Source organism: Streptomyces sp. NPDC002868 (assembly GCF_055563295.1).
In genome coordinates this window covers 947,438-967,991 of the sequence record NZ_JBVHDR010000002.1, presented here as the reverse complement: position 1 = coordinate 967,991, position 20,554 = coordinate 947,438, and the positions used below count along the sequence as shown (strand labels likewise).

The following is a 20,554-nucleotide window of genomic DNA, read 5'->3' as shown; positions in this document are numbered from 1 at the left end:
GAGCCTGTTACGAGACATATGGGAGGCGGCCGTCTATGGACGCGGGACTCAAGCGCGAGCTGGAGGAGAAGGTCCGGGCCGGGGAGCGGCTGACCCGTGAGGACGGCATCGCCCTCTACGAGTCGGACGACCTCGCGTGGCTCGGCGGCCTCGCGCACGAGGTGCGTACGCGCAAGAACGGTGACGTCGTCCACTTCAACGTCAACCGCCACCTCAATATGACAAATGTGTGCACCGCGTCGTGCGCGTACTGCTCGTTCCAGCGCAAGCCGGGCGAGAAGGACGCGTACACCATGCGCATCGAGGAGGCCGTCCGCCTCGCCAAGGCGATGGAGGGCGAGAACCTCACCGAGCTGCACATCGTCAACGGGCTCCACCCCAACCTGCCGTGGCGCTACTACCCGCGCTCCCTCAGCGAGCTGAAGAAGGCCCTGCCGAACGTCTCCCTCAAGGCCTTCACCGCCACCGAGATCCACCACTTCGAGACCATCTCCGGCCTGTCCGCGTCCGAGATCCTCGACGAGCTGATCGAGGCCGGTCTGGAGTCGCTGACCGGCGGCGGCGCCGAGATCTTCGACTGGGAGGTCCGGCAGCACATCGTCGACCACCGCACCCACTGGGAGGACTGGTCGCGCATCCACCGGCTCGCGCACGAGAAGGGTCTCAAGACCCCGTGCACGATGCTGTACGGGCACATCGAGGAGCCCCGCCACCGCGTCGATCATGTGCTGCGGCTGCGTGAGCTGCAGGACGAGACCGGCGGCTTCCAGGTCTTCATCCCGCTGCGCTACCAGCACGACTTCGTCGACATGCAGGACGGCAAGGTCCGCAACCGCCTGCAGGCCCGTACGACCATGGCGACCGGCGCGGAGGCGCTGAAGACCTTCGCGGTCTCGCGTCTCCTCTTCGACAACGTCCAGCACGTCAAGGTCTTCTGGGTGATGCACGGTGTGCAGACCGCCCAACTGGCCCTGCAGCACGGCGCGGACGACATGGACGGCTCGGTCGTCGAGTACAAGATCACGCACGACGCGGACAACTACGGCACGCCGAACAAGCTGACCCGCGACGATCTCCTCGACCTGATCCGCGACGCGGGCTTCCGCCCGGTCGAGCGGAACACCCGCTACGAGATCATCCGCGAGTACCCGGGCCCGGACGCCGACCGCCGTGAGTCGCCGCAGCCCATGCGGGTCTGAGGCCGCCGATGAGTCTTACGTTCCACCTCGACCCGCCGGTCGACCGCGCCCTGCGGGACGGGATCCTCGCGCTCTGGGCCGACGTGTCCAACGCCGACGGCGCGGTCGGCTTCGTGCCCCCGGTCGACCGCGAGGCCATACGGCCGGAGCTTGTGAAGCATCTGGCCTCGATGGCCGAGGGCCGCACCCGGCTGCTTGTGGGGTACGACGAGGAGGGGGCGGTCGCCGCCACCGCCTTTTTCACGCACAACCCGCACCGGCTGATGCTGCATTGGGTCTGGCTGTACACGGTCATGGTCCACCCGCGCCACCAGGGCATGGGCTATGGCCGCGATCTGATGGCCGCCGCCGCCGACGCGGCCCGCGGCTTCGAGGGCATCGAGGCGATACGGCTCACCTGCCGCGGCGGCACCGGCGTCGACCGCTTCTACGGGGCCTGCGGCTACAAGGAGGTCGGGCGGGTGCCCGGCGCGATCCGGGTGGCCGACGGTGACGACCGCGACGACATCACGATGCTGCTCCCGCTGCTCTGATGCCCGCTTGGAGCGGGCACTGCCGGCCGTGCTTCACTGGTTGGGCACGACCTGTCGTACGAAGAGAGAAGGCCCGCCGTGTCCGCTGCCAGGACGAGCGCCGCGATCCGGTACACCGCCATGCGCTTCGCCATCTTTATCGGCTGCCTCGTCGTCGTGGGCGGCCTGGTCCAGTTCGGCGTACTGCCCAAGGGGCTTGGCGACTCGAACTTCGTCTGGGTCGTCCTGCTCGCTCTCGTCCTGTCCGCGCCGCTCAGCTTCGTACTGCTGGGCAAGCAGCGTGACGCGATGTCCGAGCAGCTCGTCGGCAAGGTCGACAAGGCCAAGGCCCGCCTCGATGCGAACCGTACGCAGGAGGACGGCGCCGTCCAGTAGGCGCCGTGAGCACCGCGTAAGCCTCGTCATACTCAACTCGCGCCCCGGATCTCGTCCGATCCGGGGCGCTTCGGCGCGCACGACGTAGCCGCCACAGACGCCGCGCTCCCGCTCCGGCACAACAATTAAACGGGCAAACAGGGGAAAGCGGTCGTATTGGGTATGTTGTGCCTCCTGTTGGTCCATCAAGGCCCCTACGGTCGTCGGGCTACCGCCGCGAGGTTAAGGGTTCGACATGGCACTTTTCTCCCCTTCCCAGGCCCAGGATCGGACGCCTCCTGATGAGGGCGCCGACGCGGTTCAAGCGTCAAAAGCGCAGCGGGATGTCCGCGGGACGCTGCGTGGCGTATGGCTGTGGCCGGCGCTGGCCACACTGGCGCTGACGGTGTATCAAATCGGCCGCCCTCAGATGTGGGAGGACGAGCTGATCAGCTGGGACGTGGCCTCCCGCAGCACCGAACAGCTGTTGGCCGTTGTGCGGCAGGTGGATGCGGCGCTTGCCACGTACTACCTTTTCCTGCACGGGTGGATGGCGGTCTTCGGGGATTCCGCCCCGGCCGTGCGTATGCCCTCGGCGCTGGCCATGGCCGGCACCGCCGCTTGCGTGGCGCTGATCGGGCAGCGGTTGTTCGGCCACCGGGCCGGGCTGTTCGGCGGCCTGGTGTTCGCTCTCATTCCGGTGGTGACCCGGTACGCCCACGAGGCCCGCCCCTATGCCCTGGTTGTCCTGGCTGTGGCCTTGGCCACCTTGCTGCTGCTTCGGGCCCTGGACCGCCCCGAGAGCTGGTGGCGGTGGACGGGCTATGCCCTGTGCGTGGGCGCCATCGGCCTCCTGCACCTGGTGGCGCTGACCGCCTTGGCCGGGCACCTGGTCGCGGTGCTCCTGCGGATCCGGTCCGAGCGTCCGGTCGCCCGGCGCTTCTGTCTTGCCGCCATGACCGGCGTGGCCTGTGCGGCCCCGGTGGTACTGCTGGGCATGGAGCAGGCGCCACGGCAGATCACCTGGATTCCCAAGCCGGACATGTGGACCCTTATCCATTTCTGGCCGCAGTTGTATGCCTCGGCCCTGGCCGCCGGAGCGGTGATGACACTCGCCGTGCTGGCGTGGCGAGGGCGCCGTGACGCCGTTCTGTTCGTCATCGCGCTGGCAGCGCTGCCCCCGTTGGTGGTCTGGGCGGTCTCGCACGGGGAGGTCTCGTACTTCTTCTACAGGTATCTGCTGTTCACCCTGCCGGCGTGGGCGGTGCTGGCCGGGGCCGGTCTCGCCGCTGTGCGATCCCGAGCGGCGGTTGCGGCGGTGCTGGTGGTGCTCGCTCTGCTCACCCTGCCCGAGCAGCAGGGGGTGCGGAAGCCATACGCACACTTCTGGGAGGGGCTGGACTACGCAGGCGCCGCGCGCACCATCCAGAAGGCTCACCAGCCCGGGGACGCGGTGGTCTACGACCGCGGGGACGACGCCGGGCGCAGGCTCGACGTAGGTGTCCGCTTCTACCTCCCCCGCGACCTGCAGTTGCGCGATGTCTTCCGCTCCGCGTCAGCTGCCGAGCGCAACGGCCTGTGGTCGGCGGAGTGCCCGGACCCGGCCGCATGCGTGAGAGACGAGCGGCGTATCTGGCTGGTGGTGGCCGGCAATGTCCCGGATCCGCTTCGTTGGGGGCTGCCCAGGGACCAGTCGCAGGCCTTGCGTGCGCGCTATACGGCGACGGGGACCGAGCACCTGACCGGCCTGACGGTGACGCTGCTGCAGCGCAATCCGTAGCGTAGGACGGAGCGTCAGCTGTGGGTCTCTCCGTCAGGGTCGGGCGAGACCCGCGGCGCCGTCCAGTAGGCGTCGCGCCGCAGTTGTCAGCGTTTCTTCGAGCCCGTCCGCTGCCGCCTGGCTGCCCTGGATCTGGTGGCCGGCTCGGGAATCGCCGCAAGCCGCTGTGCCGCGAATGTGCGGTTGGCCCGTGTCTGCTCGCGATAGGCGTCGGGCACGTCGGGCATCGCCAGAAGGCGGTCGCACGCCTGGAGCGAGCCGGTGAAGTCGCCCACCCAGTAAGCCGTGATCGAGAACTCGAACAGCAGACCCCAGCGATACACCCATGGCTGGACGAACAGCAGGTCCGCCGGCTGCCTCTGGCCGAGCCCGGCGCGGACGATCGAGTGCGCGAGACGGTAGCGGCCCAGTTTGCGCAGCCGTGCGGCCAGTTCGTAACACGCTTCGAGCCGTTGCGGACGCGACTCCCAGGCGCGTGAGAAGGCGTCCATGGCTCCCGGCCAGTCGTCGGATTTGGCTCTGAGGACCCCGACCTGCAACAGCGCGTAGTACACCTCTTCTGGCCAGCCCCCCATCTCCGCGCGGCGCTCGTACAGAGTGATCGCTTCGTCGTCGTCGCCCATGTCGCGCATGGTCTGCGCCAGATAGAAGACCGTGCGTGAATTGGCGGGGTCGCGCTGGAGCTCGGCGCCGAGCAGGCGCGCGTCGCGCTCGAACTTGTCGTGACGTGAGCCCCCGTCCGCGAAGTCCTCGATGACGAGCGCGTCGAGATTCTTCTGGCTGTGCTGCTGGTCGGCGGTGATGTACTCGTGGGTGACGCCCTCGTAGCGCCAGGCGATGTCGCCGCGGACCAGGCGCTTGATGCGGTACTCAGTCGCGCCCTCGTGCCGGAGCATGTAGGAATCGGCGGTCAGACGGGGCAGGGGGCCGTCCCGCCGGATCACGAGGTCGGCGTCGAGGAGGAGCAGATAGTCGGCCTTGCCGCGGGCGTGCTCGATGTTCAGGGACCGGTTGTGGCCGAAGTTGACCCACGGCTCCTCGTGAAGCTCGCCAGGGATGCCATCCAGTGCCGTACGGATCAACTGCTGGGTTCCGTCGGTCGAGCCGGTGTCCGAGATGACCCAGGTACTCACCAGGTCACGGACGGAGGCGAGGCATCGCTCGATGACTTTTGCTTCGTTCTTGACGATCATGCAGAGGCAGATGGACGGCTTCATGACATCACCATTCCCGGCGGGTCGGACCGGCCGACCTTATGCACTGGGCCTGCGCGCCCGGTGACGGCACGCCGACCTGGGTACCCGGTTCGCTGTTGCGCATGCGCCCATTGGAGTTCCCCTGATACGCCATCCTGTTGATAGCACTGCGAGGCTCTCAAGGCATTGCGTCTGTGAACCGATGATTCCCAGGGAAGCTCGAACTCGCTTCCGGCGCATCATCCGATCCGGTTCCAAGATCCGGTTCCAAAAGGAGCAGTGAATGAATCCTGAGAACAGGACCAGGTCCTCCCTTGGTCCGCTTCCCAGACGCAGTGCCTGGCTGACCGGCGGCACCGTCGCGTCGATGGTCCTCATGCTTGCGGGGTTCGCGAGCCCCGCGGTTGCCGTATCGCACAGTCCCATGGCGCCTGGCACCGTGAGTGTGGCAGGCCCGTCGGGTGGCGACGACGACTACTGCGAGATCGCGCTGGAGGACGGGAAGGCTGTACTGTCCGCCGGCGGCGATGACTGCGGGGGCGGCAAGGGCGACAAGGGCGACAAGGGCGACAAGGGCGACAACGGCGCCACGGGTGCCACGGGCGCTACGGGCGTTACGGGTGCCACGGGTGCCACGGGTGCCACCGGTGCGACCGGTGCCACCGGCCCTGGATCGTGCAACGACATCGACACCTTTACCCCCCTCGTGGCCGAAGCGGTAGCCCTCCACCAGGTCAGCGCCACGCTCTTCGATCCGGACGGCGCGGGCCTGGGCCCTGTCGAGGCCCACGCGGGCGTCCGGACGGTCCCCGGCGGCACCTACGCCTGGACGGAAATCAGCGACGATGACAGCTTCCCGCTGGACGCCTGTTCCATCTCGGTGTCCGCCAACGGGCTGGATCCGACTGTGACGGAGGGCATCTCGATCCAGGTGACGACCACGGCCGGGGTCGTGTATGAGACCCAGTGCACCCTGAACCCCTTCGACCCTGGTCCTCCGGCGGTGGCCCCGACCCTTACGTGCGACGACGCTTGGACAGAGGTAACGCTTCAGCCGTAGCCCGCTCCAGGCGCTCGACTCGGCCAGCGGTTCTGGTCAGGTTGCAGTCCTGACCTGGTCTGGATCGTGGCGCGGCCCCCCTTTCATGCTGGAAGGGGGGCCGTTCCGCGTTTTTGGGCTCCTGTTGGGGGTCGTAGGCTTACCGCGAAGTAAGGATGTGTGGGGCGGGAGGATGTCTGACATGGGTGCTGTGAAGGGCGTCAGGAGCAAACGCATGCCGCGCGCGGTGCGCGAGCGGCAGATGATGGACGCCGCCGTGCAGACCTTCGGGCAGCGCGGCTACCGGGCGGCCTCGATGGACGAGATCGCAGAACTGGCCGGGGTCTCCAAGCCGTTGGTCTATCTGTATCTGAGCTCCAAGGAAGAGCTCTTCACGGCGTGCATCCGGCGCGAGTCCGAGGCGCTGATCGCGGCCGTGCAGGCAGGGGCCGAGCCGGGGCTGCCGGCTGACCGGCAACTGTGGGCGGGGCTCGGGGCGTTCTTCACGCACACCGCAGAGAACCCCGATGGCTGGTCGGTGCTGCACCGGCAGGCGCGGACGCACGGGGAGCCGTTCGCCGCGGAGGTGGCGGCGATGCGGGACGAGATCGTGGCGTTCGTGACCGGTCTGATCGGCGCCGCGGCTCGCGAGGCCCACCAGGGCCCCGAGCTGGCGGACCGGGATCTGGCGGGGCTCGCACAGGCGTTGGTCGGTGCGGCGGAGTCGCTCGCGGGGTGGGCGAACGAGACCGGGGGCGTCTCGGCGAAGGAAGCGGCGGGGACGCTCATGAACTTCGCCTGGATGGGGCTGGGCGACCTGATGAAGGGTGAGCGCTGGTCTCCCCGGTGAGGTGGACGCGGTCGCCGCTGCGGAGTTGGAAGGCAGTGCCGCCGGCTGCGTAGGTCACGGTCGTGGGGAGCGGTACAGGGGCCTTGAACTCCGCTCGTACGTAGCCCACTTGACCCGTATCCGCCTCGGCCAGACAGCGGGCGAGCGTCCACATGCCGTGGGCGATCGCGCGCGGGAAGCCGAACAGCTTCGCGGTCAACGGGTGCAGATGGATGGGGTTGCGGTCGCCCGAGGCCGCGCCGTAGCGGCGCCCGAGGCCGGCGGGGAGCTGCCACTCGGCGACCGCGGGGAGGGGGAGACCGGGGGTGCTCTCGCGAGCGCCGTCGGGAGGACCGGACTGGATGGTTCTGTGACGGGCCAGATAGGCGCTGCGGGATTCCCACACCGGCTTCCTGTCCAGCCGTGCCTCCGTCACCATCGTGACTTCCGTGCCGCGGTGGTGTGGCCTCAACTCATCTGCGTACACGGCGAGTTCAAGCGGATCCTCGGGACGCAGGGCGCGGTGCTGGGTGATCTCGATACGAGTGTGGACCAGGCCGAGGAGAGGAAGCGGGAAGCTCCGGTCCGCCATCAGCCGTATCGCGAGCGGGAATCCGAGGATGTGCGGATACGGGAGGGGCAGCGGGTCCGCCTGCTGGAAGCCGCAGATATGTGCGTACGCGGCGAGGCGGACCGGGTCGATCCGTACGCCCGGATCCACCAGCCGGGTCCCGGGGAGCCGGGCTCCCGCATGGATGTTCCGCTTCAACGGCGACGTCAGCGCGCCTCGCGCCAGGGTGAGCGCGAGGGGCACTGTCCTGCTCCCAACAGCCTCTGCCCGTCGACGCGTACGACCTGGTCGGTCGGTCATTGTCCTGACTCCCCTGCTGGGTCGCAGATTTACTGCGAAGTAACGTTACTCAGCCACTCCTGGGTGTGAGTACGGCTGAACACGTCGCCTGAACGCCCCTTCTTTGCCGGTCAAGCAGCACGCGTCTGACAGCCGCCCCGCATGAACGCAGGGTGACCGGCGAGTGCCCTTCGCCACATTCGGGCGGTCGGCGCCGGGCCGGGACGCCGTACGGAGAGTGGCTCCATCCACCCTTCCGAGCAGGGGTGATGCCGTTCGATCGCGGTCCGGGCGGGCCGACGGGAACGAATGGCCTGTGCCTCGCACAACAGGCGAGTCGGGTTAACGCTGGATAAACTCGCCGATTGCCGTGCGCGGAATGGGGATTCGCAGCGCACTCGACACGACCTACGGAGAGTGAGAGATGCGTACGAACCGGGCCGTCATCCACAGGAACCAACCTCTACCGGTCGACCTGCGGGACGCTGTATGACCGTGGCCGCCGAGTCCCTGACGTTGCTCGACCCGCTGCTCGACCAGGCGCCCGCGCCCGCGCTCTTCATCGCGGGAGCCGCAGCCCCCGAGCGCACCCTCCTCGACATCCTCGACGAGACCACCCGCCGTCACCCGAATGCATCAGCCGTCCACGACGGCACCGCGCCCCTCACGTACCGCGAACTGCTCGCCGAGGTCGAGACGATGCGGCTGCGTCTGGCCGCCGCCGGGATCGGTGTCGGCGACCGCGTCGGCGTACGCGTGCCGTCCGGGACCGCCGACCTGTACGTGTCGATTCTCGCCGTACTCGCGGCGGGCGCCGCCTACGTCCCGGTCGACGCCGAGGACCCCGACGAGCGCGCCGAGCTGGTTTTCACCGAGGCCGCGGTGAGCGCCGTCATCGGCGCCGGGCGGACGATCGTGCCGTGCGGTGCCCCCGCCGGTGACACGGGCAAGCGCCCGGGGCCGGACGACGACGCGTGGATCATCTTCACCTCCGGTTCCACCGGCAAGCCCAAGGGCGTCGCGGTCACCCACCGCAGCGCCGCCGCCTTCGTCGACGCCGAGGCCCGCCTTTTCCTGGCGGAGAAGCCCCTCGCCCCCGGCGACCGCGTTCTCGCCGGGCTGTCCGTCGCCTTCGACGCCTCCTGCGAGGAGATGTGGCTCGCCTGGCGGCACGGCGCCTGCCTGGTCCCTGCGCCCCGCTCCCTCGTACGTACCGGCCTCGACCTCGGCCCCTGGCTGGTCGAGCAGCGCATCACCGTCGTCTCGACGGTCCCCACCCTCGCCGCGCTGTGGCCGGCCGAGGCGCTCGACGACGTACGGCTGCTGATCTTCGGCGGCGAGGCCTGCCCGCCCGAGCTGGCCGAGCGCATGGCCGTCACGGGGCGTGAGGTCTGGAACACCTACGGCCCGACCGAGGCCACCGTCGTCGCCTGCGGCGCGCTCCTGACCGGCGAAGGACCGGTACGGATCGGGTTGCCGCTCGACGGCTGGGAGCTCGCAGTCGTGGACGCCCAGGGCGACCTCGTGTCCATGGGCGAGACCGGTGAGCTCGTCATCGGCGGCGTCGGCCTGGCCCGTTACCTGGACGCGGAGAAGGACGCCGAGAAGTACGCACCCCTGCCCGCCCTCGGCTGGGACCGCGCCTACCGCAGCGGGGACCTGGTGAGGGCGGAGGCGGACGGCCTGCTCTTCGTCGGCCGCGCGGACGAGCAGATCAAGCTCGGCGGCCGCCGTATCGAACTCGGCGAGATCGACGCGGCGCTGCAAGCCCTGCCGGGCGTGGCGGGAGCGGCGGCCGCGGTTCGTACCACCGCAGCCGGACATCAGCTGCTGGTCGGCTATGTCGTCGAGAGCGACGCCGCCGGAAGGGACGGCGCCGAGAGCGAAGGTGCCGGGACTGACGGCGTCGAGAGCGAAGGCGTCGAGAGCGACGGCTTCGACCAGGCGGACAGCGTGAAACGGCTGCGCAAGGAGCTGCCCGCGGCCCTCGTGCCGCTGCTCGCCGTCGTCGACACCCTCCCCACCCGTACCTCCGGCAAGGTGGACCGGGCCGCGCTGCCCTGGCCCTTGCCGAACGTGGACACACCGGCCGAGGATGCCGAACTCACCGTCACCGAAGCCTGGCTGGCCGAGCAGTGGGCCGAACTCCTCGGCACCCCGGTCACCGGCCCCGACGCGGACTTCTTCGTGAACGGCGGCGGCAGCCTGGCCGCCGCGCAACTCGTGTCACGCATCCGGGAGCGGTACGCGGCCGGGTCGGTCGGCGACATCTACCAGAACCCGACGCTCGGCGCGCTCGCCCGGACGCTGGACGCGTCCTCCACCGGCGGACCCGAGGCCGGGGAGGTGCGGCCGGTGCCGCGCCGTACCGGATTCGCACAGACGCTGCTCATGCTGCCGCTGCTCGGCGTTGTCGGGCTGCGCTGGGGCGTGGTGGCGGCGGCGGTCAGCAATCTCCTGGGGAACGTGCTCGGCCTGCCGTGGGCGCCCACCGTGTCGTGGTGGTGGGTGGGCCTCGGCTGGCTGCTCATCGTCAGCCCGCCCGGGCGGATCGTGATCGCGGCGGGTGGTGCGCGGTTGCTGCTGCGCGGCTTGCGCCCCGGTACGTATCGGCGCGGCGGCGGCGTCCATCTGCGGCTGTGGACGGCCGAACGCCTCGCCGAACTCAGCGGCGCCACCAGCCTCGCCGGCGTATGGCTCACGTACTACGCACGGGCGCTCGGCGCCCGTATCGGCGACGACGTCGATCTGCACGCGCTGCCGCCGGTGAGCGGGATGCTGCGCCTCGGCAAGGGCTGCGCGGTCGAGCCCGAGGTGGATCTGTCCGGGCACTGGCTCGACGGCGACCGGCTGCACATCGGCACCGTACGGATCGGCGCCGGAGCCACCGTCGGCGCACGCAGCACGCTCTTCCCCGGCGCCCGTATCGGCAAGCGCGCCGAGATCGCGCCGGGCTCCGGTGTGACCGCAACGGTCCCGGCCGGCGAGCGCTGGGCGGGCGTGCCCGCCTCCCGCAAGGGGAAGGCCAACCGCCATCTCCCCGACGGCCGCCCGCCGCGCAGGCGGCGTTGGACCACGGTCTACTCGCTCACATCCCTGGCGCTCGGGCTGCTGCCCGCGCTCGCGGCGCTGCCGGGCCTGCTGGTGATCGGCCTGTTCCTGCGCGGCCGCACCGGCATCGGTGAAGCGCTGACGGCCGCCCTGACCGCCGTGCCGCTCGCGACGGTCGTCGCCGTGGTCACGTACGCGCTGATCGTCCTGGTCGGCGTACGGCTGCTCAGCATCGGCCTGCGAGAGGGCTACCACCCCGTCCACGGCCGGGTCGCCTGGCAGGCGTGGGCGACCGAGCGGCTGATGGACATGGCGCGGGTGCACCTCTTCCCGCTGTACGCGAGCCTGTTCACGCCCGTGTGGCTGCGGGCCCTGGGCATGAAAGTGGGCCGCCGGGTCGAGGCGTCGACCGTGCTGGCGCTGCCCGCGATGACGACGGTCGGCGACGGGGCGTTCCTCGCCGACGACACGATGGTCGCCTCGTACGAACTCGGCGGCGGCTGGCTGCGGATCGCCGAGGCGCGGATAGGCAAGCGGGCCTTCCTCGGCAACTCCGGGATGACGGCCGCGGGCCGTTCCGTACCCAAACGCGGCCTGGTCGGCGTACTGTCCGCCACCCCGAAGCGGGCGAAGGCGGGCAGCTCCTGGCTCGGGATGCCCCCGATGAAGCTGCCCCGGTCGGCCGAAGAAGGCGACCAGAGCCGTACCTTCCACCCGCCGAAGCGGCTCATGTGGGCCCGCGCGGCCGTCGAGGTCTGCCGGATCGTGCCGGTCATGTGCGGAGCGGCACTCGCCGTACTGGCCCTCGCGGCCTTCGAGCTGCTTGCCGCCCGCATCGGCGCCGGCCTCGCGGTGCTGTGCGGCGGCGGGGTGCTGCTCGCCGCGGGATTGGTGGCCTGCGTCGTCGCGATCGCGGCGAAGTGGCTGCTGGTCGGCCGTTTCCGGGCCGTTGAGCACCCGCTGTGGTCGTCCTTCGTGTGGCGCAACGAGCTCGCCGACACCTTTGTGGAGGTGCTCGCCGTGCCGTGGCTGGTCGGCGCCATCAGCGGGACCCCGCTGATGAACCTGTGGCTGCGCGGGCTAGGCGCCCGCATCGGCCGTGGGGCGTGGTGCGAGACGTACTGGCTGCCGGAGGCCGACCTTGTGACGGTCGGCGGCGGGGCGAGCGTCAATCGCGGGTGTGTTGTGCAGACGCACCTCTTCCATGACCGGATCATGCGTATGGACAATGTCGTCCTCGAAGCGGGCGCGACGCTGGGCCCGCACGGCATCGCGCTGCCCGGCGCGGTCATCGGCGAGCGGGCGACGGTCGGCCCGGCGTCGCTGGTGATGCGAGGGGAGAGGGTGCCGGCGGGGACCCGCTGGCTGGGGAACCCGATCGCGGCCTGGCAAGGCGATGAGCGGGGCACGGAAACTGCACGATGAGAAAGACCGCGGCACCGAACTCGCACGATGAGAAAGACACAGAGGGCGTACAAGGGTGACGGATTCGTACCTGCCGCAGCACGGTGACAGCGGCTACCGGACGACGGAGTACGACCTGGAGCTGGACTACCGTCCGTACGCCGGCCGGCTCTCCGGCCGGGCCAGGATCAGCGCCGTCGCCGAACGCGAGCTGGCCGAGGTCGCCCTGGACCTCGGCCCGTTCCGTATCAACCGCGTACTCGTGGACGACGCCCGACCGGCCCGGTACACGCACCGCGCCGACAAGCTGCGGGTACGGCCCGCCCGGCCGTTGCGCGCCGGGGCCGCCTTCACCGTCGAGGTGCGTTACACCGGCGTCCCGCGGCCCGTCCGCACCCGCGACTGGGGCGACCTCGGCTGGGAACAGCTGGAGGAGGGCGCGCTGGTGGCCTCCCAGCCGAGCGGCGCCCGCTCCTGGTTCCCCTGCAACGACCGCCCCAGCGACAAGGCCGCCTACCGGATCGCGGTGACCACCCCGTCCCCGTACACCGTGGTCGCCAACGGCACCCTCACCTCTCGTACGATCAGCGCCTCCACCACTACTTGGGTGTATGAGCACCCGGCGCCCATGGCCAGCTATCTCGCGACCGTCCAGATCGGCCCGTACGAGCTCGTCGAGGTGAAGCAGGCCGGGCAGGTGCCGCAGCCGGCCGCCGTGCCCCGGCGGCTGCTCAGCCGTTTCGAGCACGACTTCGCCCGGCAGCCGCAGATGATGACCGCCTTCACGGACCTTTTCGGCCCCTACCCCTTCGACGACTACGCGGTCGTGGTGGTGGACGAGGAACTGGACGTGCCTGTCGAGGCACAGAGTCTTTCGATCTTCGGTGCCAATCATGTGGACGGGCGGCGCGGCAGCGAACGCCTGGTCGCGCACGAGCTGGCCCACCAGTGGTTCGGCAACAGCCTGACCGTCGCGGACTGGCGGCACATATGGCTCAACGAGGGCTTCGCGAAGTACGCGGAGTGGCTCTGGTCCGAGGTGTCCGGCGGCCCCTCGGCGGCCACGCTGGCCGCCAAGTCCCGGGCCAAGCTGGCCCTGATGCGCCAGGACATCCGGATCGGCGACCCGGGGCTGCGGCGGCTGTTCGACGACCGGCTCTACGAGCGGGGCGGGCTCGCGCTGCACGCGCTGCGTACGGTGATCGGGCACGCTGCGTTCGTGAGGCTGCTGCGGGAGTGGACCGCGAGCCACCGCCACGGGGTGGTGACCACGGAGGAGTTCATCGCGCTCGCGCAGCGGCACTCCTCGCACCCGCTCGACGGGCTGTTCACGATGTGGCTGTACGACGCGAAACTGCCGACTCTGCCGCAACCGCGCCACTGACGTCGGGAGACTCTCAGCCTGCGGGCCGGCCGGAGCGCCAGTCGCGTACGACAGCGTCCACGTCGAAGGGCTGGAGCCCCAGCGGGGGACCCGGCGGAGGGCGGCGGATCGCCGCGGCGATCTTCTCGTTGACCTCCGCCAGGATCCGCCGAACCTCGGCCGCGGACGGCGCCCGCCGGGCGGCCTCCAGGGCGTCCTCTGCCTCCTTGCGGAGGGCGAGCGTGGGCGGCAGGTAGGAGAGGTGCTCGCGGTGCATCTTCTGCTTGACCCACCACAGGTCGTCGTAGGTGCGATCAACGTCGGGCAGCGGCTTCCCGAACCCCGGCAGGTCCTTGAAGTCCCCTCGCTCGGACGCCTCGCGGATCTGCTTGTCGACCCACGACTCGAAGCTGACGCCCGGCGGCTTGCGTTCGGTCACGACTCGTCCTCCCGCTCGACCCGCTGCTTTCACACCTCTGTCCCCAATCGTGGCACGTGTCGCACGCGGTGATGGTGGGGGAGAAAGGCCAAAAGCCGGAAAGGCAGGAGCCCCGATCCATAAAGAACGGGGCTCCTTGGTACTGCTAAGTCGTTCGCGATCGCCGACCCGTGGCTGACTAGGCCGGGGTGACGTTCTCCGCCTGCGGGCCCTTCGGGCCCTGGGTGACGTCGAAGTTCACGACCTGGTTCTCCTCGAGGGAGCGGAAGCCGGTCGCGTTGATCGCGGAGTAGTGGACGAAGACATCCGGGCCGCCGCCGTCCTGGGCGATGAAGCCGAAGCCCTTTTCAGCGTTGAACCACTTGACGGTTCCGGTAGCCATAAGCCCTCCTTGGGCCAAAGGGTTGCCCTGCTCCAGAACCTGCAAGAAGTCTGAAAACTACAAAAGCCTGCGGGTTACATGCTCCGCAGGCTCTGTACTGCAAGGGAAACCAAACTGCAACTTGCGTTGAGCCTAGCACGCAGCGTGTGCGCAGCGGTAGAGGGAAAGATCACGTCACCCGGACGTTTTACGGGGCCTTGATCCGCTGACGATTGGCCGGTGAATCGCGGACGAATCGCAGCTCGGGACGGGTGCGTGCACGGGCGCGCGTACGGGCGTGAGTACGGCCCCGGCGCCCCCGCCCGTAGGCCACAGGTCTAGCCTCGCGATGTGGACAGTCTTGGAGAAGGCACAGCAACCGACCACCGTCGCAGCCGGCCCCGCGTCGGTCACATCCAGTTCCTGAACTGTCTTCCCCTGTACTGGGGGCTGGCGCGTACCGGAACTCTCCTCGATCTCGAGCTGACAAAGGACACCCCCGAGAAGCTCAGCGAGCAGCTGGTGCGCGGCGCCCTCGACATCGCGCCGATCACCCTCGTCGAATTCCTGCGCAACGCCGATCAGCTCGTCGCCTTCCCCGACCTCGCGGTCGGCTGTGACGGGCCGGTCATGTCCTGCGTGATCGTGTCCCAGGTGCCGCTGGAGCAGCTCGACGGGGCGCGGGTGGCGCTCGGCTCCACGTCGCGTACGTCGGTACGGCTTGCCCAGCTGCTGCTCGCCGAGCAGTACAAGGTGACGCCCGACTACTACACGTGCCCGCCCGACCTCGGCCTGATGATGCAGGAGGCGGACGCGGCCGTGCTGATCGGCGACGCCGCGCTGCGGGCCTCGCTGCACGACGCGCCGAAGCTCGGCCTCCAGGTCCACGACCTGGGGCTGATGTGGAAGGAGTGGACCGGGCTGCCGTTCGTCTTCGCGGTGTGGGCGGCGCGCAAGGACTATCTGGCGCGCGAGCCCGTCGTCGTACAGAAGGTGCACGAGGCCTTCCTCGCCTCGCGGGATGTCTCCCTGGAGGAGGTCACCAAGGTGGCCGAGCAGGCGGCGCGCTGGGAGACCTTCGACGCGGAACTCCTTGAGCGCTACTTCACAACTCTGGACTTCCGTTTCGGGGCCGAGCAGCTCGCGGGCGTACGGGAATTCGCGCGCCGGACCGGGCCGACGACCGGGTTCCCGGCTGATGTGACGGTGGAGCTGCTCGGCGGCCGGCAGTGGTGACGAGGCGGGGCCGGGGTCAGGACGCGGGGATGGGAGCCTGCATGTGCTCGCTGATCCACTGGATGGTTCCGTCCCCCATGCCCTTCACATAGGTCTTGGCGTTGTGCTCGCCGTCCTGGATGACCTGGAGGCGGGTCTTGACCGGGCCCTTGCCGTAGTCGCGGATGAAGTCCTTGAGCTTGTTCATGCCGGACTCCTTGGTACCGATCTGGAAGGCCAGATAGACGTCGTTGTCCTTGGTGTCGGGCTTGGCGGACAGGGCCTTGGCGAGCTTCTCCGGGTTGTTGGCCTGCCGCTGCGCCTCGTGGCCCGACCAGAGCGGCGAGTCCGGCACGGTGTCCGGGCCCGAGGCGATCACGGCCTTGAACTTGTCCGAGTGCTGCAGCACGGACTTCAGGCCGACGAACGCACCGGAGGACGAGCCCATGAAGGCCCAGCCGTCCCGGGACTTGAACGTACGGAAGTTGGCTTTTACGAACTCGGGGACGTCCTCGGTCATCCAGGTCCCCATCTTCGGCCGGCCCGGTATGTCGCTGCCGTCGTAGTAGTACTTGGCGTCCGGATTCAGCACCGGCATGACCACGATGAACGGCAGGCTCTTGCCCTCCTGCGACCACTTGCTGATGCTGCTCTGCAGTTTGAGGTCGGTGCCCATCCAGTAGTTCTTGGGGTAGCCGTTGCCGCCGGGGAGGGCGATCAGCACGGGGAAACCGCTGTTCGCGTACTTGGGGTCGAAGTACTCCTTCGGGGCCCAGACCCACACCTTGCCCTGGAAGCCGGACTTCTTGCCGTCCAGCGTGGTGACGCCGATCTTGGTGCCGTCGTCGAGAGTGTTCTGGGTGGTGAACTCGGCCTTCGGGCCGGTCGGCATCAGTGTCTTCGCCGCGGCTTCCGCGGCCGCCTTGTCGGCCGTACTGCCGCCGGAGCCGCCGCCCGACTGCTGGGCGGCGGGGGCCTTCGCGGTGGGCCCGTCGAAGGAGACCGGGTCGCCCTCGTCCGAGCAGCCGGCGACGAGCGCGACAGAGCCGAGGGCGACGGCGGCTATGAGGGCCTTGGGCAGGCGTTTCATTGGGGGACTCCGAGGGTTCTGGCACAGGCGGTTTTTGGACAAGCCGTGTGATTTACGACCAGAGAGATGACGGAACTCCCGGTTCGGTTCGCTCCGTGGCCGCGGGAATCCTCGTGATGCCGAACACGCCGGGCCTAGGCTGAAGCGCAGTAGGTGCGACGCGACACGAGGCAATGCAGGGCAACAGGCAATCGGGGGAGTGCAGATGCAGCCGCTGGATCCGGGCGAGCCGCAGAGCATCGGGGCGTACCGGCTGCTCGGCAGGCTGGGGGCGGGCGGGATGGGCCGCGTCTATCTCGGGCGCAGCGCGGGCGGCCGTACGGTCGCGGTGAAGGTGGTCCATCCGCATTTCGCGCTCGACGAGGAGTTCCGGGCGCGGTTCCGGCGTGAGGTGGAGGCGGCGCGGCGGGTCGGCGGGCAGTGGACGGCGCCGGTGCTGGACGCCGACCCGGAGGCGCCGGTGCCCTGGGTGGCAACTGGGTATGTGGCCGGTCCTGCCCTGTCCCAGGCGGTGGCCGACCACGGTCCGCTGCCCACGCATTCGGTACGGGTGCTGGGCGCCGGCCTCGCGGAGGCGCTGGCGGCCGTGCACGCTCTCGAGCTGGTGCACCGGGATGTGAAGCCGTCCAATGTGCTGATGACCCTGGACGGGCCGCGGCTGATCGACTTCGGGATCGCCCGGGCCACCGACGGCACCGCCTCGCTCACCTCCACCGGGGTCTCGGTCGGCTCGCCCGGCTATATGTCGCCGGAGCAGATCCTCGGCAAGGGCGTCGCGGGCGCGGCCGATGTCTTCTCACTGGGCGCGGTGCTGGCGTACGCGGCGGTGGGCGCGGCGCCCTTCCCGGGCGACTCCTCGGCCGCGCTGCTGTACAAGGTGGTGCACGGGGAGCCCGAACTGGGTTCCCTGGAGGGCGACTTGCGCGAGCTGGTCGCAGACTGCCTCGCCAAGGACCCGGCCGCGCGGCCCGCGCCCGCCGACATCGCGAACAGGCTGGCCCCGGGTGGGGCGGCCGCGCTGGTCGGGGCGGGATGGCTGCCGGGCCCGCTGGTCGAGCAGGTCAGCCGGTCGGCGGTCAGACTGCTGGATCTGGAGCCGTCGCAGGCGGGGCCGGTGGGTTCGGGGCCGGTTGCGTCGGGGCCGGTGGCGTTCAGCAGCGCGGCGGTCGGGGCCTTCGGGCCGCCGGTGGAGCCGCCCAGGGACTCGTCGCTGCCGGGCCAACACAGCTCCAACGGAGGGCTCTCCGTCTCGATGACGGCCGACTCCGTACCGACCGGGTCCGGCGAGCCGGGCGAACGCCGGGGCCGGAAGGTGAGCTGCACGGTGGCCCTGGCGGTGGCGGGTGCGCTGGCGGCGGTGACGGTGGGCGGGGCGGTGCTGTCCGGTCTGTTCTCGGGCGGGAACGACACGAGCGACAGTTCGGCGGCCGGGCAGCAGAAGACCAGGAGCCCGTCCGTGTCGGACAGCTTCATCGGCACTTGGAAGGGTCCCTTCCAGGTCGAGTTCGCCGGGAGCAAGATCAACGCCGGGACCTTCACGATCGTCATCGGCTCCGGGAAGACGGGCGCGAAGGTCGGCACGGTCAACCAGTTCGACGCCCTGGGGAGCTTCGCCTGCGAGGACAACCTCGTACTGCGCAGCGCGAGCAGGACGGAGCTGGTCGCCGAGGGCAAGTCCAGCGGCAAGGAAGGCAGCACCTGCACGGCGGGCACGCACACGGTGAAGCTGCGGCTCACCGAAGGCCGCCTGGAGTACACCTCCCAGGACCCACGGGCGGGCAACCCGCGTGCCCTGCTGGAAAAGTCGAGGTGATCGTCACCGTGGCGGGCCACGCACCGGCGCCGTGCCGACCGTGCCCGCAGGTTGCCACAACCCCTGGCGTAGGCTGGATCGGCCCGCAGATGCTCTGAAACACCGCCGAAAGGTGACGCCCGGTGACCGAGAAGGCCGACCTTCAGTCCGTGCTGGACCGTGCTGCCGAGGGTGGGCGGATCACGCCCGAAGAGGCGCTCGACCTCTACCGCTCGGCACCGCTGCACGCGCTCGGCGTGGCCGCGGACGCCGTACGCAAGCGGCGCTACGCCGGTACGGAGCACATCGCGACGTACATCGTCGAGCGCAACATCAACTACACCAACGTGTGCGTCACCGCCTGCAAGTTCTGTGCCTTCTACGCCCCGCCGAAGGACACCGACAAGGGCTGGACGCGCGACCTCGACGACATCCTGCGGCGCTGCGCCGAGACGGTCGAGCTGGGCGGCACCCAGATCATGTTCCAGGGCGGGCATCACCCGGACTACGGCGTCGAGTACTACGAGAAGCACTTCTCGGCGATCAAGACGGCGTACCCGGAGCTGGTGATCCACTCCCTCGGTGCCTCCGAGGTCGAGCACATGGCCCGTATCTCCAAGGTGCCGGTCGAGGATGCGATCTCCCGGATCCACGCCGCCGGCCTCGACTCCTTCGCGGGCGCCGGCGCCGAGCTGCTGCCCGAGCGGCCGCGCAAGGCGATCGCGCCGCTCAAGGAGTCCGGCGAGCGGTGGCTGGAGATCATGGAGGCCGCGCACCGGCTGGGCGTCGAGTCGACGTCGACAATGCTGATGGGCACCGGCGAGACCAACGCCGAGCGGATCGAGCACCTGCGGATGATCCGCGACGTGCAGGACCGGACGGGCGGCTTCCGGGCCTTCATCCCGTACACGTACCAGCCCGAGAACAACCACCTCAAGGGCCGTACGCAGGCGACGCTCTTCGAGTACCTGCGCATGATCGCGATCGCGCGCCTCTTCCTCGACAACGTCGCCCACATCCAGGGCTCGTGGCTGACCACGGGCAAGGAGGTCGGCCAGCTGTCGCTGCACTACGGCGCGGACGACCTGGGTTCGATCATGCTCGAGGAGAACGTCGTCTCCTCGGCGGGCGCGAAGCACCGGTCGAACCGGCTGGAGATCATCGACCTGATCCGTAAGTCGGGCCGGGTGCCCGCGCAGCGGACGACCACGTACGAACACATCGTCGTGCACGACGACCCGGCGGACGACCCGGTCGACGAGCGCGTCGCCTCGCACATCTCGTCCACGGCGATCGAGGGTGGTACGGCCCACCCCGAGCTGAAGCTGCTCGCCTCCAACTAAGAGCGGTACGAGGCCGAGTTGCAGACCATCCATGTGGCGGACGACGTCTTTGCGGGCGGCCGCCGGGGGGTCCACGCGGTTGCCGTGGACGCCGGGTTGATCATCGCGATGGGCACGTACGAGGAGATGGCTGCCGCCCGCCCGCAGGCGCGGGTGCGGCGCTGGCCCGGGCTGCTGACCCCCGGGCTGCGGCACCCGCAGGCCGCCGCGCTGCTTGAGGCTGCCTACCACCCCGATCCGCGCGAGGCTGACCGGCTCGGCACCGAGCCGCTGACCGGCGAGGCGCTGGCGGCGCTGGAGATGGACGAGGCTCGCTGGGGCGCGAGCGCGCGGCGCGGGCTGCAGCGGTTGCTGCGGCACGGGGTGACCGCGGTCTGCGGCCCGTTCACCCGGCCCGCGGTGCGGACGGCGGTGGCACGGTCGGGGCTGTATGTACGCGAACCGATGGGTGGTGCCGAGCGCGAGGCGCTCACGCTCGACCCGTTCAAGGGCTACCCGCTGACCGTCTTGCTCGACCGGAGCCTCACGGTCGGCGGGCCCGCCGACTTCGCGGTCTTCGACGTACCGGTCGACGATGTCCTGGCTGACGACGTCCCGGCGCGGATGCTGCGGCTGCACGGCGCGGGGACCTGCGTCGCGACCGTACTCGGTGGACGTCTGGTGTACCGGCGCGCGTAGGGTGACCCCCGCCGAAGTGACGGGAGGGGCCTGTGGTT

At 69.8% G+C, this 20,554-nt stretch carries 17 protein-coding genes; 12 read left to right on the top strand and 5 right to left on the bottom strand.

Annotated elements, in window-relative coordinates; genetic code table 11:
• Positions 1–35: 35 nt before the first annotated feature.
• The 4 genes from mqnE to ACZ3H8_RS10395 all read left to right on the top strand — a co-directional run bounded on the left by mqnE (position 36) and on the right by ACZ3H8_RS10395 (position 3,866).
• Entirely contained in the window at positions 36–1,199 is a 1,164-nt protein-coding gene (gene mqnE, locus ACZ3H8_RS10410) for an aminofutalosine synthase MqnE (RefSeq protein WP_398992314.1), read from the top strand.
• An 8-nt stretch (positions 1,200–1,207) separates the two neighbouring features.
• Entirely contained in the window at positions 1,208–1,732 is a 525-nt protein-coding gene (locus ACZ3H8_RS10405; RefSeq protein WP_467399765.1) for a GNAT family N-acetyltransferase, read from the top strand.
• 78 nt (positions 1,733–1,810) lie between these two features.
• The gene (locus ACZ3H8_RS10400; RefSeq protein ID WP_307661781.1) at positions 1,811–2,107 is read left to right on the top strand and encodes a DUF4229 domain-containing protein; all 297 of its coding nucleotides are present in this window, start codon (positions 1,811–1,813) and stop codon (positions 2,105–2,107) included.
• A gap of 235 nt (positions 2,108–2,342) precedes the next feature.
• The gene (locus ACZ3H8_RS10395; protein WP_467399761.1) at positions 2,343–3,866 is read left to right on the top strand and encodes a glycosyltransferase family 39 protein; all 1,524 of its coding nucleotides are present in this window, start codon (positions 2,343–2,345) and stop codon (positions 3,864–3,866) included.
• A gap of 86 nt (positions 3,867–3,952) precedes the next feature.
• Here the strand turns inward: ACZ3H8_RS10395 and ACZ3H8_RS10390 are convergent, their stop codons facing one another.
• Entirely contained in the window at positions 3,953–5,083 is a 1,131-nt protein-coding gene (locus tag ACZ3H8_RS10390) for a tetratricopeptide repeat-containing glycosyltransferase (protein ID WP_467399758.1), read from the bottom strand.
• A 262-nt stretch (positions 5,084–5,345) separates the two neighbouring features.
• Here ACZ3H8_RS10390 and ACZ3H8_RS10385 point away from each other — a divergent pair, with 262 nt between their 5' ends.
• Positions 5,346–6,122 carry a hypothetical protein gene (locus tag ACZ3H8_RS10385; protein WP_467399756.1) on the top strand — a complete coding sequence of 259 codons (777 nt, stop codon included), beginning with the start codon at positions 5,346–5,348 and terminating at the stop codon, positions 6,120–6,122.
• A gap of 181 nt (positions 6,123–6,303) precedes the next feature.
• Positions 6,304–6,951, top strand: a complete 648-nt coding sequence (locus tag ACZ3H8_RS10380) for a TetR/AcrR family transcriptional regulator (protein ID WP_398992325.1) — start codon at positions 6,304–6,306, stop codon at positions 6,949–6,951.
• On the opposite strand, the gene ACZ3H8_RS10375 is transcribed toward ACZ3H8_RS10380, so the two are convergent.
• Complete coding sequence (locus ACZ3H8_RS10375) at positions 6,887–7,744, bottom strand: MaoC/PaaZ C-terminal domain-containing protein (RefSeq protein WP_467399753.1); 858 nt, start codon at positions 7,742–7,744, stop codon at positions 6,887–6,889. The genes ACZ3H8_RS10380 and ACZ3H8_RS10375 overlap by 65 nt on opposite strands.
• Before the next feature lie 525 nt (positions 7,745–8,269).
• Here ACZ3H8_RS10375 and ACZ3H8_RS10370 point away from each other — a divergent pair.
• Both ACZ3H8_RS10370 and ACZ3H8_RS10365 read left to right on the top strand, forming a co-directional pair.
• Entirely contained in the window at positions 8,270–12,256 is a 3,987-nt protein-coding gene (locus ACZ3H8_RS10370; protein ID WP_467399751.1) for a Pls/PosA family non-ribosomal peptide synthetase, read from the top strand.
• Positions 12,257–12,311: 55 nt separating this feature from the next.
• Positions 12,312–13,619, top strand: a complete 1,308-nt coding sequence (locus ACZ3H8_RS10365) for a M1 family metallopeptidase (protein WP_467399747.1) — start codon at positions 12,312–12,314, stop codon at positions 13,617–13,619.
• Positions 13,620–13,632: 13 nt separating this feature from the next.
• On the opposite strand, the gene ACZ3H8_RS10360 is transcribed toward ACZ3H8_RS10365, so the two are convergent.
• Positions 13,633–14,037 (bottom strand): DnaJ family domain-containing protein, encoded by a 405-nt coding sequence (locus ACZ3H8_RS10360; RefSeq protein ID WP_467399745.1) that lies wholly within the window; start codon positions 14,035–14,037, stop codon positions 13,633–13,635.
• Between the two features lie 178 nt (positions 14,038–14,215).
• A complete protein-coding gene (locus tag ACZ3H8_RS10355) occupies positions 14,216–14,419 on the bottom strand; it encodes a cold-shock protein (RefSeq protein ID WP_017948713.1) in 204 nt (67 codons plus the stop codon).
• A 330-nt stretch (positions 14,420–14,749) separates the two neighbouring features.
• Between ACZ3H8_RS10355 and ACZ3H8_RS10350 the strand changes: the two genes are divergently transcribed.
• Positions 14,750–15,634 carry a menaquinone biosynthetic enzyme MqnA/MqnD family protein gene (locus ACZ3H8_RS10350; RefSeq protein ID WP_467399742.1) on the top strand — a complete coding sequence of 295 codons (885 nt, stop codon included), beginning with the start codon at positions 14,750–14,752 and terminating at the stop codon, positions 15,632–15,634.
• Positions 15,635–15,650: 16 nt separating this feature from the next.
• Here ACZ3H8_RS10350 and ACZ3H8_RS10345 read toward each other — a convergent pair whose 3' ends face one another.
• The gene (locus tag ACZ3H8_RS10345; RefSeq protein WP_467399740.1) at positions 15,651–16,703 is read right to left on the bottom strand and encodes an alpha/beta hydrolase; all 1,053 of its coding nucleotides are present in this window, start codon (positions 16,701–16,703) and stop codon (positions 15,651–15,653) included.
• A 205-nt stretch (positions 16,704–16,908) separates the two neighbouring features.
• Between ACZ3H8_RS10345 and ACZ3H8_RS10340 the strand changes: the two genes are divergently transcribed.
• From ACZ3H8_RS10340 to ACZ3H8_RS10330, 3 genes are all read left to right on the top strand, one after another.
• On the top strand, positions 16,909–18,516 hold the full coding sequence (locus tag ACZ3H8_RS10340; protein WP_467399737.1) for a serine/threonine-protein kinase: 1,608 nt from the start codon (positions 16,909–16,911) through the stop codon (positions 18,514–18,516).
• A gap of 122 nt (positions 18,517–18,638) precedes the next feature.
• Complete coding sequence (gene mqnC, locus ACZ3H8_RS10335) at positions 18,639–19,838, top strand: cyclic dehypoxanthinyl futalosine synthase (RefSeq protein ID WP_467399735.1); 1,200 nt, start codon at positions 18,639–18,641, stop codon at positions 19,836–19,838.
• Between the two features lie 18 nt (positions 19,839–19,856).
• Positions 19,857–20,516: a hypothetical protein gene (locus ACZ3H8_RS10330; RefSeq protein ID WP_467399732.1), complete on the top strand. Its 660-nt coding sequence runs from the start codon at positions 19,857–19,859 to the stop codon at positions 20,514–20,516.
• Positions 20,517–20,554: the final 38 nt, after the last annotated feature.